This window comes from Rhizobium indigoferae (assembly GCF_034554815.1).
Taxonomy (GTDB): domain Bacteria; phylum Pseudomonadota; class Alphaproteobacteria; order Rhizobiales; family Rhizobiaceae; genus Rhizobium; species Rhizobium leguminosarum.
The window spans coordinates 86,343-102,269 of the sequence record NZ_CP140637.1; the positions used below are offsets into that span (position 1 = coordinate 86,343).

The 15,927-nt window shown below is 61.3% G+C and carries 14 protein-coding genes; all 14 read left to right on the forward strand.

The features are described from left to right. Positions 1–52 precede the first annotated feature (52 nt). The 14 genes from oiaX (at position 53) to U5G49_RS27055 (ending at position 15,904) form a co-directional block, all read left to right on the forward strand. The gene (gene oiaX / locus U5G49_RS26990) at positions 53–1,309 is read left to right on the forward strand and encodes a 3-oxo-isoapionate-4-phosphate decarboxylase OiaX (protein ID WP_131606231.1); all 1,257 of its coding nucleotides are present in this window, start codon (positions 53–55) and stop codon (positions 1,307–1,309) included. 5 nt (positions 1,310–1,314) lie between these two features. After that, positions 1,315–2,652: a four-carbon acid sugar kinase family protein gene (locus U5G49_RS26995; RefSeq protein WP_131606345.1), complete on the forward strand. Its 1,338-nt coding sequence runs from the start codon at positions 1,315–1,317 to the stop codon at positions 2,650–2,652. Between the two features lie 133 nt (positions 2,653–2,785). Further along, a complete protein-coding gene (locus U5G49_RS27000) occupies positions 2,786–3,613 on the forward strand; it encodes a phosphogluconate dehydrogenase C-terminal domain-containing protein (RefSeq protein WP_130657118.1) in 828 nt (275 codons plus the stop codon). Positions 3,614–3,713: 100 nt separating this feature from the next. Continuing rightward, positions 3,714–4,655: a D-ribose ABC transporter substrate-binding protein gene (locus tag U5G49_RS27005; protein WP_131606230.1), complete on the forward strand. Its 942-nt coding sequence runs from the start codon at positions 3,714–3,716 to the stop codon at positions 4,653–4,655. 73 nt (positions 4,656–4,728) lie between these two features. Next, on the forward strand, positions 4,729–5,373 hold the full coding sequence (locus tag U5G49_RS27010) for a DUF2291 family protein (RefSeq protein ID WP_193445257.1): 645 nt from the start codon (positions 4,729–4,731) through the stop codon (positions 5,371–5,373). After that, a complete protein-coding gene (locus U5G49_RS27015; RefSeq protein ID WP_193445258.1) occupies positions 5,370–6,920 on the forward strand; it encodes a sugar ABC transporter ATP-binding protein in 1,551 nt (516 codons plus the stop codon). The genes U5G49_RS27010 and U5G49_RS27015 overlap by 4 nt, the downstream gene beginning before the upstream one ends. After that, entirely contained in the window at positions 6,917–7,981 is a 1,065-nt protein-coding gene (locus tag U5G49_RS27020; RefSeq protein WP_193445259.1) for an ABC transporter permease, read from the forward strand. Before U5G49_RS27015 ends, U5G49_RS27020 begins: the two co-directional genes overlap by 4 nt. 1 nt (position 7,982) lies before the next feature. Then, a complete protein-coding gene (locus tag U5G49_RS27025) occupies positions 7,983–9,017 on the forward strand; it encodes a Gfo/Idh/MocA family protein (protein WP_193445260.1) in 1,035 nt (344 codons plus the stop codon). Next, on the forward strand, positions 9,014–10,894 hold the full coding sequence (apnL, locus tag U5G49_RS27030) for a D-apionate lactonase (RefSeq protein WP_193445261.1): 1,881 nt from the start codon (positions 9,014–9,016) through the stop codon (positions 10,892–10,894). The genes U5G49_RS27025 and apnL overlap by 4 nt, the downstream gene beginning before the upstream one ends. Positions 10,895–10,950: 56 nt before the next feature. Continuing rightward, entirely contained in the window at positions 10,951–11,955 is a 1,005-nt protein-coding gene (locus U5G49_RS27035; RefSeq protein ID WP_193445262.1) for a dihydroxyacetone kinase subunit DhaK, read from the forward strand. A 3-nt stretch (positions 11,956–11,958) separates the two neighbouring features. After that, positions 11,959–12,603 carry a dihydroxyacetone kinase subunit DhaL gene (gene dhaL, locus U5G49_RS27040; RefSeq protein WP_193445263.1) on the forward strand — a complete coding sequence of 215 codons (645 nt, stop codon included), beginning with the start codon at positions 11,959–11,961 and terminating at the stop codon, positions 12,601–12,603. 71 nt (positions 12,604–12,674) lie between these two features. Continuing rightward, positions 12,675–13,928, forward strand: a complete 1,254-nt coding sequence (locus U5G49_RS27045; protein WP_193445264.1) for an ABC transporter substrate-binding protein — start codon at positions 12,675–12,677, stop codon at positions 13,926–13,928. Between the two features lie 195 nt (positions 13,929–14,123). Beyond that, positions 14,124–15,023 (forward strand): carbohydrate ABC transporter permease, encoded by a 900-nt coding sequence (locus U5G49_RS27050; protein WP_193445265.1) that lies wholly within the window; start codon positions 14,124–14,126, stop codon positions 15,021–15,023. Next, on the forward strand, positions 15,020–15,904 hold the full coding sequence (locus U5G49_RS27055; protein WP_193445266.1) for a carbohydrate ABC transporter permease: 885 nt from the start codon (positions 15,020–15,022) through the stop codon (positions 15,902–15,904). The genes U5G49_RS27050 and U5G49_RS27055 overlap by 4 nt, the downstream gene beginning before the upstream one ends. Positions 15,905–15,927: the final 23 nt, after the last annotated feature.

Consider the following 15,927-nt stretch of genomic DNA (forward strand, 5'->3'; position numbering starts at 1 on the left):
ATGAGTTGACGCCATGGCAATCTGCCGGGCGAGAGGAGCAACCGTCCGTTTCATGATGATTACCCTGACCTACCGTATCGAAACGCCCGGCAGCGTCGAGGCGATGGCGGAAAAGATCGCGAGCGACCAGTCGACCGGCACCTTCGTGCCCGTTCCCGGTGAAACCGAAGAGCTGAAGTCCCGTGTTGCCGCCCGCGTGCTGGCGATCCGCCCACTCGAAGATGCGCGTCATCCGACCTGGCCCGAGGTCACCCCCGGCACGGCGCTCAATCGTGCTGATGTCGACATTGCCTTTCCGTTGGAGGCGATCGGGACCGATCTCTCCGCACTGATGACCATTGCGATCGGCGGCGTTTATTCCATCAAGGGCATGACCGGCATCCGCATCGTCGACATGACGCTGCCCGACGCCTTCAAAAGCGCGCATCCCGGACCGCAGTTCGGCATTCCTGGAAGCCGCCGCCTCACCGGCGTCGAAGGTCGCCCCATCATTGGAACGATCGTCAAGCCGGCCCTTGGCCTCAGACCACACGAGACGGCGGAACTCGTCGGCGAGCTGATCTCATCCGGCGTCGACTTCATCAAGGATGACGAAAAACTGATGAGCCCGGCCTATTCGCCGCTCAAGGACCGCGTTGCGGCGATCATGCCGCGCATTCTCGATCACGAGCAGAAGACCGGCAAGAAGGTGATGTATGCTTTCGGCATCTCGCATGCCGACCCCGACGAGATGATGCGCAACCATGACATCGTCGCCAAGGCCGGCGGCAACTGCGCCGTCGTCAATATCAACTCGATCGGCTTGGGCGGCATGAGCTTTCTGCGCAAGCGCTCCGATCTGGTGCTGCACGCGCATCGAAACGGCTGGGACGTGCTGACGCGCGACCCCGGAGCCGGCATGGACTTCAAGGTCTACCAGCAATTCTGGCGGCTGCTCGGGGTCGATCAGTTTCAGATCAACGGTATTAGGGTCAAATACTGGGAGCCGGACGACAGTTTCGTCTCGTCCTTCAAGGCGGTCAGCACGCCGCTGTTTAATGCCTCCGATTGCCCGCTTCCGGTTGCCGGTTCGGGCCAGTGGGGAGGGCAGGCTCCGGAGACCTATCAGCGGACCGGACGCACCGTCGATCTTCTCTATCTCTGCGGCGGCGGCATCGTCAGCCACCCCGGCGGCCCGGCGGCCGGCGTTCGCGCCGTGCAGCAGGCCTGGCAGGCGGCAGTCGCAGACATCCCGTTGGAGATCTACGCAAAGGATCATCCGGAGCTCGCCGCCTCGATTGCAAAATTCAGCGACGGCAAGGGCGCGTGACCGCGATGGATGGACTTCTCGTCAGCTATTACGGCGATGACTTTACCGGCTCCACCGATGTCATGGAAGCGCTGGCCTCGAACGGTGTGTCGACCGTGCTCTTCCTCGACGTTCCCACGCCGGAACTGCTCGCGCGCTTTAGAGATTGCCGGGCAATCGGCATTGCCGGAACAAGCCGCAGCGAGACGCCCCTATGGATGGGAGAGCACCTTGTGCGCGCTTTCGAGTGGCTGAATTCGCTTGGCGCCGCCATCTGCCACTACAAGGTCTGCTCGACCTTCGATTCCAGCCCCGAGATCGGCAATATCGGCAAGGCGATCGAAATCGGCCGCTCGGTCTTCGGGCCATCCGTGGTGCCGGTCATCGTCGGCGCGCCGCAATTGAAGCGCTACACGGCATTCGGCAACCTCTTTGCCGCTTACCAGGGCCGGGTCTTTCGCATCGATCGCCATCCCGTCATGAGCCGCCATCCAGTGACCCCGATGGACGAGGCGGACCTTGCCGTTCACCTGTCGAAACAGACCCGACTGCCTGTGGCCGTCGCGGATCTTGTCACGATCACCGGCACCGACGCCGATGCCCGGATCGACGAGCTGGCGTCGAATTCCGAAGGTATCCTGCTCATCGACGTCGACTCCGAGACGACGCAGGATGCCGCGGGTCGGCAGTTGCTTCGTGTCACCGGCCGTTCCGGAAGCTTCGTCGCCGGTTCGTCGGGGGTTGAATATGCCCTGCTCAGCGCATGGCGGCGGAACGGCTTCATCGGCGGAAGCAGCGCCGTGTTTCCCGATATCGGCCCCGTCGACCGCCTCGCCGTCGTATCGGGCAGCGTGTCGCCGACGACCGAGCGCCAGATCCGGACGGCTGTCGAGAACGGCTTCGAGAGTATCGCGCTCGATCCGCTTGCGCTGGTCTCGGAGCATGGTGAAGGCGCGGTGGATGCAGCGGTAGAGGCGGGCATCCAGAAGCTCAGGCAAGGCAAGAGCGTCATTCTCTACACGGCGCTTGGACCTTCCGCAGACCGCGGCGCCGACATCGACAGGCTTCCGGGTGCGCGTCACCGGCTCGGGAGCGCGCTCGGTACGATCTTGCGCCGCCTGATCGAGAGCGAAGGGCTTTCGCGTGCGGTCGTCGCCGGCGGCGACACGTCCAGTCATGCACTCAGGCAGTTGAAGATCGACGCGCTGACGACACTTCTTCCGCTTCCCCAGACGCCGGGTTCTCCGCTTTGCCTCGCGCATGGCGACTATCAGCCGACCAACGGCCTGCAGATCGCGCTCAAAGGCGGCCAGGTCGGGACGGACGGCTATTTCGTCCAGATCCGCGAGGGAAGGAAGCACTGATGGTTTTCCTTCGGCATCGGCCGAAACGTGCGATCGCAGAAAAACGTGACTCCAACAAATTAACTAGTGATATGGTGATTGACTCATCATACCAGTATATGATCCTATCGAGAACGGGAAAAGGTGAGGAAACATGACTAAGATTGCCCTCTTCGGTGCAGGCGGGAAAATGGGATACCGGCTTGCCAAAAATCTCAAAGGCTCGCGTTTCGAGGTCCGCCATGTCGAGGTGAGCGATGCAGGCAAGGCCCGTTTGAAAAATGATCTCGGTGTCGATTGCGTGCCCGTCGATATCGGGCTCGACGGCGCTGAGGTGGTGATCCTTGCCGTGCCGGACACGGCGATCGGCAAGGTCGCGGCAGGCATCGTCGACAAGCTCACGTCAGGCACCATGGTGATCGCGCTGGACGCTGCGGCTCCCTTTGCCGGCCACCTGCCGAAGCGCGATGATCTTACCTATTTCGTCACCCATCCCTGCCATCCGCCGATTTTCAATGACGAGACGGACATGCAGGCGAAAAAGGACCATTTCGGCGGCCTCTTCGCCAAACAGCATATCGTCTCGGCGCTGATGCAGGGCCCGGAAAGCGCCTATGCGCTCGGTGAGGAAATCGCCAAGCTGATCTGGGCACCGGTCATGCGCTCGCACCGGGTCACGGTCGACCAACTTGCCATGCTCGAACCGGGCTTGTCGGAAACCGTCTGCGCATCGCTGCTCGTCGTCATGCGGCAGGCCATGGACGAATGCGTGGCACGCGGCGTGCCGGAACAGGCCGCCCGCGACTTCCTGCTCGGCCATATGAACGTGCTCGGCGCGGTGATCTTCAAGGAAGTCGACGGCGTGTTCTCGGATGCCTGCAACAAGGCGATCGAGTTCGGCATCCCGGCGCTGATGCGCGACGACTGGAAAAAGGTATTCGAACCGCAGGAGATCGCCGAAAGCATCCGGCGCATCACCTGAACCGTCTTGGGGAGGCAAGTCCTCCCCCTCAACTGCCCCGGGGAGACGGGGTCTAGCCGCTCCGGGGAGACGGAGCTTCATTCACAACAGGGAGGAAAATATGAAACTGACGCGCAGACTGACACTTGCAGCTTTTGCCGGCGCACTGGCGCTTGGAACGGCTCTTCCGGCCTTTTCGGCCGATCTCATCGCCATCATCACGCCGGCGCATGACAATCCCTTCTTCAAGGCCGAGGCCGTCGGCGCCGAAGCCAAAGCGAAGGAACTCGGCTACGAAACGCTCCTCATGACGCATGACGACGACGCCAACAAGCAATCCGAAATGATCGATACGGCGATCGGGCGCGGCGCCAAGGCGATCATCCTCGACAATGCCGGAGCCGACGCCTCCGTCGCGGCCGTCAAGAAGGCAAAGGATGCAGGCATTCCCTCCTTCCTGATCGACCGCGAAATCAACGCGACCGGCGTTGCCGTCGCTCAGATCGTCTCGAACAACTACCAGGGCGCCCAGCTCGGGGCGCAGGAATTCGTCAAGCTGATGGGCGAGAAGGGCAACTACGTCGAGCTGGTGGGCAAGGAGTCCGACACCAATGCCGGCATCCGCTCGCAAGGCTATCATGATGTCATCGACGACTACCCAGACCTGAAGTCCGTCGCCAAGCAGTCGGCCAACTGGAGCCAGACGGAAGCCTATTCGAAAATGGAGACCATTCTCCAGGCCAATCCCGATATCAAGGGCGTCATCTCCGGCAACGACACCATGGCCATGGGTGCGATCGCGGCGCTGCAGGCGGCCGGCCGCAAGGATGTGATCGTCGTCGGCTTCGACGGTTCCAACGATGTGCGCGACTCCATCAAGGCGGGCGGCATCAAGGCGACCGTCCTGCAGCCGGCCTATGCCCAGGCTCAGCTCGCGGTGGAACAGGCGGACGCCTACATCAAGAACAAGACGACGCCGAAGGAAGAGAAGCAGTTGATGGATTGCGTTCTCATCAACGCCGACAATTCCGGCAAGCTCGAGACCTTCGCCCTGACGAACTGATCAGCCGCGAGTTGCCGAGGGCGCAGTGCTGCGCCCTCGACAATGCATTTCGCAAGACGTCGAGGTTTAGAGCATGTTGAGAATGAAGGGCGCTCTGCTCGCTGCCGTCGTGGCGGCAGCCCTGCCCGGTTGCAAAATCATCAAGACGCCGACGGCTGAGGAAAAGGCGGCGGCAGCGGCCAAGACCGCCTTCGATCCGAATGCAAAGGTCGAGGCGATCTGGCAGTCCGAGGCGGTGCCCTATTTCGAAAAGCGCGCCGGCGACCTCAAGGACGTCATGCAGCTTTCCGCCTCCAGCCCCGACGCCGCCGGCGATAAATACGGCAATCCCCGCAAGCAGAGTAGCTCGCCATGGACCTATGCGGTGAAGATCACCGGCAAGGTTGTCGCGGCCGATACGGCCTCGCGCGCGGCAACGCTGGATGTCGACGCGGATGGCGACGGCAAGGCCGATGCCAAGGTCCAGATCGGGCCGGCTCTCCGCGGCACCGCGCTGCGCGACACGCTGGATTTCGTCAATTTCAACGAATTCAAGAACCAGATCGAGTGGGCGCAATTCGGCAAAGCCTTCAACGAGAAGGCCAATACGGCCTTTCTCTCCGCCGTCCCGCGCGAAGGTCTGGTCGGCAAGACGGTGACCGCAATCGGCGCCTTTCCGTTGCCGAAAAGCGGCGAGCTTCCGCTCGTAACACCTTCGGAACTGAAGGTCGGCTCATGACGGCGGCAGAGGCACAAAACGACGACATCATCCTGCGCCTCGACGAGGTGTCGAAGGTCTATTCGGGTATCGTCGCCGTCAAGCGCGCCAATCTCGAGCTGCGCCGCGGGGCGGTAAACGTCCTCGTCGGCGAAAACGGTGCAGGCAAGTCGACCCTGATGAAGATCATCGCCGGTGTCGAGCGTCCGACGCTCGGCCACATCATCCTCGATGGCAAGCCCATATCCTTCGACAGCCCTGCAGACGCGCAGGCGCACGGCATCGGCATGATCTTCCAGGAGCTCAATCTCTTCGCCAACATGTCGGTGGCCGAGAACATCTTCGCCAGGCGCGAGATCACGCGCGGCATCCTCGGTATCGATCACAAGGCACAGGTTCAAAAGGCCAATGCGTTTTTGAAGCGCCTCGATGCCGGCATCGAGGCCGATACGATGGTCGAGGACTTGCCGATCGGTCAGCAGCAACTCGTCGAAATCGCCAAGGCGATGTCGTTGAATGCCCGTATCCTGATCATGGACGAGCCGACGTCGGCGCTTTCAGCGGCCGAAGTCGAAATACTGTTCAAGGTGATCGCGGAACTGAAGACCCAGGGTGTCGCGATCGTCTATATCTCGCACCGGCTCGAAGAGCTGATGCGGATCGGCGACTACATCACGGTGCTGCGTGACGGTCAGGTCACCGGCGAGGCGATGGTCCGTGACATCGATACGCGCTGGATCGTTCGCTCGATGATCGGCTCGGATGCCAAGGATTTTGCAAAATCCGTCGCCCATGCCGTTGGCGCCGAGGTCTTTCGCGCCGAAAATATCAGCCTGCCACGGCCGACAGGCGGTCTTTCGGTCAACGATGTCTCCCTGTCGGTCAAGGCGGGCGAAATCCTCGGCATCTACGGTCTCATGGGCGCCGGGCGCAGCGAATTCTTCGAATGCGTGATCGGCCGTCACACACACTCGACCGGCAAGATCTTCATCGACGGCAAGCATGTTCGCGCCCGCGACACCACGCGGCGCATCCGCCGCGGCCTTGCGCTCATTCCGGAAGATCGGCAGCGCGAAGGCCTGGTCCAGGTGCTTTCCATCGCCTCCAACCTGACGCTGGCGAGCCTTGGCCGCTTCACCCGGCTCTTCCATATCGACAGAGGCGCGGAGAAGAACGCCATTCGCGATGCGATCCGCGATCTCTCGATCAAGGCGCCGAACCCGGATTTCGAGGTGACATCGATGTCCGGCGGCAATCAGCAGAAGGTCGTCATCGGTAAGGCGTTGATGACCAATCCGAAGGTGCTTCTGATGGACGAGCCGAGCCGCGGCATCGATGTCGGCGCCAAGGCCGATGTCTTCCGCACCATGCGGCGGCTGGCGGCAAACGGGCTCGCCATTCTGTTTTCGACTTCAGACCTCGAAGAGGTCATGGCGCTTTCCGATCGCATCGCGGTTTTGAGCAACGGCCAGTTGGTCGCCGTCTTCGACCGGAACGAGGCCACCGAAGAAGCCATCATTGCGGCTTCGGCTAGGGGACACGGACATCAAGGGAAACTCGCGTCATGATGGCGGCTACATCAACCACTCTCGCGCCAAAGGGCGCCAACGGCTCGGCGCTGCTTACGCTGATGAAGCTCAGGACGTTCATCGCGTTATTCGCGGTCATCATCTTCTTTGCGATCTTCGCCCCGAATTTCACCTCGACGGCGAACATGATCCTGATGTCGAAGCATGTGGCGCTGAACGCCTTCCTGGCGATGGGCATGACCTTCGTCATCATCACCGGCGGCATCGATCTCTCGGTCGGATCGATCGTCGGGCTTTGCGGCATGGTCGCCGGCGGCCTGATCCTTTACGGCATCGAATTGCCGATCGGCTACACCATCTTTTTCAACCTCTTCGAGATCGTGCTGATCACCCTGTCGATCGGCCTGCTCGTCGGTCTGATCAACGGTCTGCTGATCACCAAGCTCAACGTCGCGCCCTTCATCGCCACGCTCGGCACGCTCTATATCGCCCGCGGTCTCGCCTTGCTGTCGTCGGACGGCCAGACATTTCCGAACCTTGTCGGCCGGCCTGAATACGCAACGACTGGCTTCGATTTCTTCGGCGCGGGGCGCATCCTCGGTCTGCCGGTTTCGATCTGGATTCTGATCGTGCTTGCCCTGCTGGCCGCCTATGTCGCCCGCTCGACACCGATCGGCCGTCACATCTTCGCCGTCGGCGGCAATGAGCGGGCCGCGCGCATGTCGGGTATCCGGGTCGATGTCGTCAAGATCTTCGTCTATATGTTCTCCGGACTGTGCGCCGCTATCGTCGGCGTCGTCATCTCCTCCGAACTGATGGCAGCTCATCCCGCGACCGGCGAAAGCTTCGAACTCAATGCGATCGCCGCAGCCGTGCTCGGCGGCACCTCGATGTCGGGCGGCCGCGGCACGATCGGCGGCACGATCATCGGCGCCTTCGTCATCGGCATCCTCTCCGACGGATTGGTGATGATGGGCGTTTCCTCCTTCTGGCAGATGGTCATCAAGGGTCTCGTCATCATCATTGCCGTCGTCGTCGACCAGGCGCAGCGCCGCCTGCAGCAGCGCGTTACCCTCATGCAGATGGCAAAGGCAGGTTGAGATGACGGAATTGAAAGGGGCTTTGATCGGTTGCGGCTTCTTTGCGGTCAACCAGATGCATGCCTGGAACGACGTTCGGGGTGCCGGCATTGTCGCGATCTGCGATCGCGACCCGGAACGGCTGAAGGTCGTTGGCGATCAGTTCGGCATTGATCGCCGCTATGGCGATGCCGAGGCGTTGTTCGCCGATGGCGGTTTTGATTTCGTCGATATTGCCACGACTGTCCAAAGCCACCGCTTTCTCGTCGAAATGGCAGCTCGGAACAAGGTGCCGGCCATCTGCCAGAAGCCGTTCGCCAAGACCTTGTCGGACGCGAAGGCGATGGTCGAGGCGTGTCGCAATGCCGGCATACCCCTTATGGTGCACGAGAACTTTCGCTGGCAGACGCCGATCCAGGCGGTGCGCAACGCGCTGGAGGCGGATGCCATCGGCACGCCCTTCTGGGGCCGCTTCTCCTTCCGCTCAGCCTACGACGTCTTCTCCGGCCAGCCCTATCTGGCCGAGGGCGAGCGGTTCATCATCGAAGACCTCGGCATCCATACGCTCGATATCGCCCGCTATATCCTTGGCGACGTTCGATCGCTCACGGCCCGCACGAAGCGAGTCAATCCCGCCATCAAGGGCGAGGATGTCGCGACCATTCTGCTCGACCATGAAAACGGCGCCACGTCGGTCGTCGACGTCAGCTACGCCACCAAGCTTTCCAGGGAACCGTTTCCCGAGACCTTGATCGAGCTCGACGGTTCGGAGGGCACGATCCGCCTGACCCAGGGCTACTGCCTTCAGGTCACCAACGCCAAGGGCACCACGACCACGGACGTGTCTCCGAGGCTGCTGTCATGGGCCTCGCGGCCCTGGCACAACATCCAGGAGAGCGTCTACGCGATCCAGCAGCATTGGGTCGACCAGTTGGAGCGCGGCGCGGAACACTCGACGTCAGGGGCCGACAATCTGAAAACCTTCGCGCTCGTCGAGGCCGCCTATGACAGTGCGGCCAGGGGACAGACGATCGATGTCGGAGCGATGCTGCGATGACGGTCGATGCGTTCCAGCTCTACGGCACTCGTCTCGTCGATCCGTCGCCGGGTCGGCTGAGAGCCGGAAAACTGGAAGCCGATCTCGCCAACGGCAACCTCCGCACCATCCGCTACGATGGGACCGAGGTGCTGCGAGCGATCTCCTACCTTGTCCGCGACCGGGACTGGGGGACGTACAGCCCTGATATCACCGACCTCCGGATCGAGCAGAATGACGATCGTTTCGAGGTCGCCTACCTCGCCCGCTGCGAGGGACCGGACGATACGAGGCTTGTCATCGACGTTCGCATCACCGCAAGCGCGGATCGGCTCGACTTCGAGGCTGAGGCCATCACCCCGACCGGCTTCGAGACCAACCGCTGCGGCTTCTGCATCCTGCATCCGATCGTCGGCGTAGCAGGTTCAGCGGCGACGGTCGAGCATGTCGACGGGGAGATCGTGGCGACACGGTTTCCTGATCTCATCGAGCCCTGGCAGCCATTCAAGGACATGCGCGCCATCACCCACGCGGTCATGCCTGACGTTCAGGCGGAATGCCGGATGGAGGGCGACACTTTTGAAATGGAAGATCAAAGGAACTGGTCGGACGCATCCTATAAGACATATGTCAGACCGCTCGCCCTGCCCTGGCCCTACCAGATTGCCGCCAATCAGCCTGTCCGGCAAAAGACGTCGCTTGTTATCAGGGATATCAGCGGTTCGACACGGCATCCTCCTCGGGTGTCAGGCGGCGCCTTAAAACTTGAACTCGGTGCGCGCACCGGCACCATGCCGGATATCGGCGTGATCATTACACCCGAAGAAGCCGATGCGACCCTCTCGGCAAAGTCCGTCCTGCCGGAGATCGCTCCCCAGGAACTCCTCTTCCATTTCGACCCGGGTGCCGGGCACGGCGTTGACGCGCTCGCGCAGTTCGCCGTACTCGCCGCGGCCCATCACGGCCGCTCGACGCTAGAGATCGCCCTTCCCTGCAAATCGTCGCCGTCAAGCGAGACCGCCGAGATCGCCCGCCAGATGCAGCTGGCGGAATTCAAGCCCGATGCAATCATGATCTCGCCTTCGGTTGACCGGCAGTCGACGCCGCCCGGCAGCACCTGGCCGGATTGCCCGCCTTTGGATGAGGTCTATGCCGCCGCCCGCGCCGCCTTTCCCGGTATTCGCATCGGCGGCGGTATGCTGAGCTATTTCACCGAGCTCAACCGGAAGCGCGTCCCGGATGGACAGCTCGATTTCGTCAGCCACTGCACCAACCCGATCGTGCACGCGGCCGATGATCTCAGCGTCATGCAGACATTGGAAGCGCTGCCTTTCATCACGCGGTCGGTGCGTGCGATCTACGGCGACAAGCCCTACCGGATCGGCCCATCGACGATCCCGATGCGGCAGAACCCCTATGGCAGCCGCACGATGGACAATCCGTCTGGCTCACGCATCCCCATGGCCGATCGCGACCCACGTCACAATGGACGTTTCGCGGAGGCCTTCGCGCTCGGTTACGCGATACGGGTGCTGGATGCCGATCTGGAATGCCTGACGCTATCGGCCCTGAACGGTCCGTTCGGTTTGATCGCCGGCCCGGGAGAACCGGCCGAACAAGGCGCCCGGCGCCCATTGTTCAATACCGTGCGGACACTGTGTCGATTGGCTGGTGCAACCTGGCGGGAATGCGTCTCCTCCTCTCCTTCCGAGGTCCTGTCTTTCGTTGCAAGGGATAGTACGGGCGCCAGGCTTTACGTCGTCAATCTGACGAGCGAAGAACGAAAGGTCGATTGCGGCGCATGCTGGCCGACCGGGAAGGACTCAAGCGGGGATCTGCTGCTTTCCCCATTGGCTGTCGCCGTCTTGCCGCTGCAGCGCGACGTGCTGGCGGATTGACCTCCAGCAGTCCTGCTGCATCTATGCGATCGGAACTCGCTCTCGGGAGGATCGATGTGAAGACGAAGAAGCTTATCAATTCCGGCGCAGATGCCGTCGATGAGATGCTGCAGGGTATCCTGGCAGCACATCCGCGCCATCTCTACGCGGTAGAGGACATGCCCCGCGCGATCATTGCCAGAAACGGGCCACGCAAGGGTAAGGTCGGGCTGGTCATCGGCGGTGGATCCGGGCACGAACCGACATTTCTGGGGTTTGTCGGCAAGGGGCTGGCGGACGCGGCCGCAATCGGCAATGTGTTCGCGTCGCCGCCACCCGATCCGATTGTCGCCTGCGCCATGGCGGTCGACGGTGGCGCCGGTGTCCTGTTCATGTATGGCAATTATGCCGGCGACGTGATGAACTTCGACATGGCTGCCGAGATGCTGGCGCTTGACGAGATCGAGGTACGTACCGTCCTGACCACGGATGACGTGGCGTCCGCCCCTCCTGATCAGAGGGAAAGACGACGGGGCGTGGCAGGCAACGTCTTCATCTTCAAGGCCGCCGGCGCAGCCTGCGATCTTCTCTACTCGTTTGACGACGTCGAGCGTGTCGCCCGCCATGCCAATGCGCGAACCTATACGATGGGTGTGGCGCTTTCCCCCTGTTCGCTGCCCCAGACCCTCCGGCCAAATTTCCTGATCGGCGAAGGGGAGATGGAGATCGGAATGGGCATCCATGGGGAGCCTGGCGTGGCGCGCGAGCCGCTGAGGCCGGCCGACGCGGTGACCGACGAACTCATGGACAGCATTCTTCGCGAAATGAAAGCAGACCGGGGCGATCGTGTCGCGGTACTCGTCAATTCGCTGGGCTCGACCCCGATGATGGAACTCTACATCATGATGCGGCGCGTGAAGTCCCGGCTCGACGATGCCGGGCTCGTCATCCATACGTCGCTCGTCGGGAATTACTGCACCTCGCTCGAAATGGCCGGCGCGTCGATCACGGTCATGCATCTTGACGACGAGCTTCAGCGATTGATCGACCACCCCTGTGATTGCGCCATGTTTGCGAGGTGATCGATGACATTTACGACCGAAGATCTGCGGCGCTTGTTTGCCGGGATTGCCGAGGATATTGCGGCAGAGAGCGACCATCTCTGCGAGCTGGACGGTGCCATTGGCGATGGGGATCACGGCCTTGCCATGGATGCAGGCTGCCAGGCCGCGGCGAAAGCGGTCGGCGAACTTGACGCCGGGATTGCCCCGACAACCGCATTCAACGTCGCGGCAAAGGCATTCCTGAATGCGGTCGGCGCTTCCTCCGGTCCGCTATATGCCACGGCCTTCATGCGCGCCGGAGCGGCCGCCAAAGACAAGCAGACATTGAGCGATGACGACTTCCTCAGCGTCTTTGCGGCAATGGCAAGGGGAATCCAGGAACGCGGAAAGGCCGAACCCGGTGAAAAGACGATGGTTGACGCCTGGAAGCCCGCGGCTGACGCAGCACTCGATGCCCGGCAGTCGGGAAAGCCCCTCCCCCAATGCTTCGGGGCGGCCGAGCGGGCAGCGCGCGCAGGCTGTGAAGCGACCAGCAACATGACGGCGGCCAAGGGACGGGCTTCGCGATTGGGGGACCGCGTGATCGGGCACATCGATCCCGGCGCCGCGTCCGCCGTCATCATCATCGCCGCGATGGCCAAATTCGCCCAGCGTCGTGATGGTTAGCTCGTCATACCAGTTGACATGTCGATGACTATCTGCAACAAGGGGCCCGGCTTTACAAGAGGAGGACGGTAATGCTGACCCTTTCCGCGAAATTGAAGACTGCGAGCCTCGTTGCGATCGCCGTGGCGTCACTATCGGCCACGCCGGTTCTTGCTGAAGACATCACGCTCTGGACCCTCAACTTCGACAACAATGCTGCCAATACGGCCCTGAAGAAGGTGGCGACAGATTTCGAAGCCGCAAACCCCGGAACGCATGTCGAAATCGTCCAGCGTGCCGTCGACGAGCACAAGACGGCCCTGCGCGTCGCTGCAGGCTCCGACAAGGGGCCAGACATTTACTTCAGCTGGGCCGGCCTCGGCCTCGGTGGCGAATATGTGAAGGCCGGTCTGTCTCTGCCCCTCGACAAGTACTATGCCGAGTATAAGTGGAACGACGAATTGTTGCCTTCGGCAGCGGCTTTCGCCGACCTCTATCCCGGCGGCAAGCACGGCGTCCCCTTCACCTTCAAGGGTGAGGCCGTCTATTACAACAAGAAGCTTTTCGAACAGGCCGGCATCAAGGAAGAGCCGAAGACCTACGAGGAATTCCTTGCCGCGGCCGATAAGCTGAAGGCTGCAGGCATTCCAGCCTTCACCTTCGGCGGCACGGTCAACTGGCACGTCATGCGTCTTATGGACGTTATCCTTGAAACGAAGTGCGGTGCTGAAAAGCACGATGCGCTGAAGGCGATGACGCTGGATTGGACCAAGGAACCCTGCGCGACGGAATCCTTCGCGGAGTTCGCCAAGTGGACGAAGGACTATACGCTGCAGCCGTTCATGGGTATCGACAACAAACAGTCCTACAGCCTCTTCACCGCGGGTCGTGCGGCGATGATGCTCGAAGGCGACTGGCTGGTCAGTCAGCTCGACGGCTCCGGCGCCAATCTCGACGACTACGGCATTTTCCCCTTCCCGACCAATACCGACCGCCTCTATGGCTTTGCCGAGTACAATTACATCAGCACCAAGAGCAAGAGCCCTGACATAGCGGCGAAATTCCTCGACTACTTCCTCTCGACCAAGGTGCAGCAGGATCTGCTCGGCCAGCTGAGTTCGACCTCCGTCAACAAGAATGTACAATATGCCAACCAGAAGCCGCTCGAGGCGGAATGGTTGGGTATCTTCCAGAAATACGGCAAAGTGTACATGAACGGCGACCAGGCGTTCCCGCTCGACGTCACGACGGAGTATTTCCGCGTCATCAACGACGTTGCCTCCGGCAACACCGAGCCGGCCGACGCGGCCAAGCAGCTGCAGAGCTTCATAGCAAGCAGAACCTGATTCCTCCAAGGCGCCAGTCAGCCGATCCTCGTGTCGGCGGCTGGCACACCTTTTCATGAGCCGGCAGCGGCTTCACTGCCAGCGCATCGGCCCGAAAATCGGAATCCATTTTTGGAAAGCATGATGCCTAGGTTCAAAGAGTTAGAACGTCGTTTGTGCGTTCCGGGAGGACGCACGGCGCTCTAGGAGGAAAGCATGTCACTTCGACAGTCGACACATGATCCGCGCGTCCAAGCGCTCATCCTGCTCGTGCCGGCCCTGGCAATTTACGCCGTGTTCGCCCTCTATCCGATGCTCAATGTCGTCATCTTGAGCTTCCAGAAGTGGAACGGGCTGGATCCGCAGCGGCAATTCGTAGGGCTTGCAAACTACTCGGCGATTTTCACGAGAGATCCGGTTTTCTGGGTTGCGTTGCGCAACACCGTGATCTGGACCGCGATGAGCCTGATCTTTCCGCCGATGGTCGGACTGCTGCTGGCGCTCAGTCTCAATCAGAAGATATTCGGCCGCAATGGCCTCAGGGCCATCTTCTATCTGCCGGTCATCATCGCGCCGATTGCTGTCGCCACCATGTGGAAATGGATGTACGACCCATTCTTCGGTCTTTTCAGCCAGCTGCTCACCTCGTGGGGCATGCAGGGCTGGATCAAGGACTGGCTGGGCAACCGGGATATCGCCCTTTATTCGGTCTTCGTCGCCTATCTCTGGCAGACGGTCGGCTTCTCGATGGTCCTGTTCCTGGCCGGCCTGCAGAATGTCTCTCAAACACTCGTGGAGGCCGCCCGCATCGATGGCGCCGGCCGCTGGGCGGTGTTTAAGCATGTGACATTGCCGGCATTGCGCCCGACGATTACGATCGTCCTCGTTCTTTCCGTCATCTCGTCCCTGAAGGCTTTCGACATCGTTTACGGCCTGACGGGCGGCGGTCCGGCGCAGTCTACCCAGATGCTGGCGCTCTGGGCGTTCACGCAGGCGATGCAGATCTTCGATTTCGGACGAGGTGCGGCAATTTCGGTCGTGCTGCTGCTGATCACCATGGCCGTCGTCATTCCCTATCTCAAATGGACCCAGAAGCACGAGGAGGTTGAATCGTGACAGCAGTGCCGAGCGACCAGACCGCAGTGCATTTGCAGGTCGAACCATCGTCGATGAAGCGGGATCCCATTCTGATCGGCCTCTGGATTACGCTTGTTGTCGTGGCGCTCGTCTGGGTCGCGCCATTCGTCTTCATCGTCTTCACCTCCTTGAAGACGCCGGCGGCGGTGACGGGCACGGGCGCTTTCGTGCCGCCAACCGAGGTCGCTTTCGAAAACTACAGCGCTGCATGGAGCCGGGGCAACTTCGCAAGCTCCTTCTTCAACAGCGTCATCATAACGATCATCAAGGTGCCGCTCGGACTGCTCCTTTCGGCGATGGCCGCCTATGCCCTTGCCAAGATTAAGCTGAAGATCACCAAGGCCCTGCTGCTGCTTGTGGTGTTCGGCACGATGATCCCCTTCCAGGTGATGCTTGCGCCGCTCTTTACCCTGGTGAATTCACTCGGCCTGATCGACACCTATCCGGGCGTCATCCTTCCCTACATCGCCTTCGGGGTTCCCTATCAGGTTTTCATCCTGCACGGCTTTTTCAAGAGCATTCCCAAGGAGCTGTCGGAAGCAGCGCTGATCGACGGTGCGAGCCACTTCATCATCTTCAGACGGATCTTTCTGCCGGTGTGCCTGCCCGTGCTCGCCGCATTGCTCATCCTCGACTTCGTCTCCACCTGGAACGAGTTCGCCATGGCGCTGGTGCTGCTCCAGGATCAGCACATGTGGACCTTACCGCTCGGCCTGATGTCGTTTCAGGGGCAGTTCTCGAGCAATTACGGCCAGCTCAATGCGGCCATAGTGATGACCGTCCTGCCGGCGACGATCGTCTATCTCATCTTCCAGCGTTACTTCGTCACTGGCCTGACCTCCGGCGCCGTCAAAGGCTAGGGCCACGAAAAGCATTTCACGAG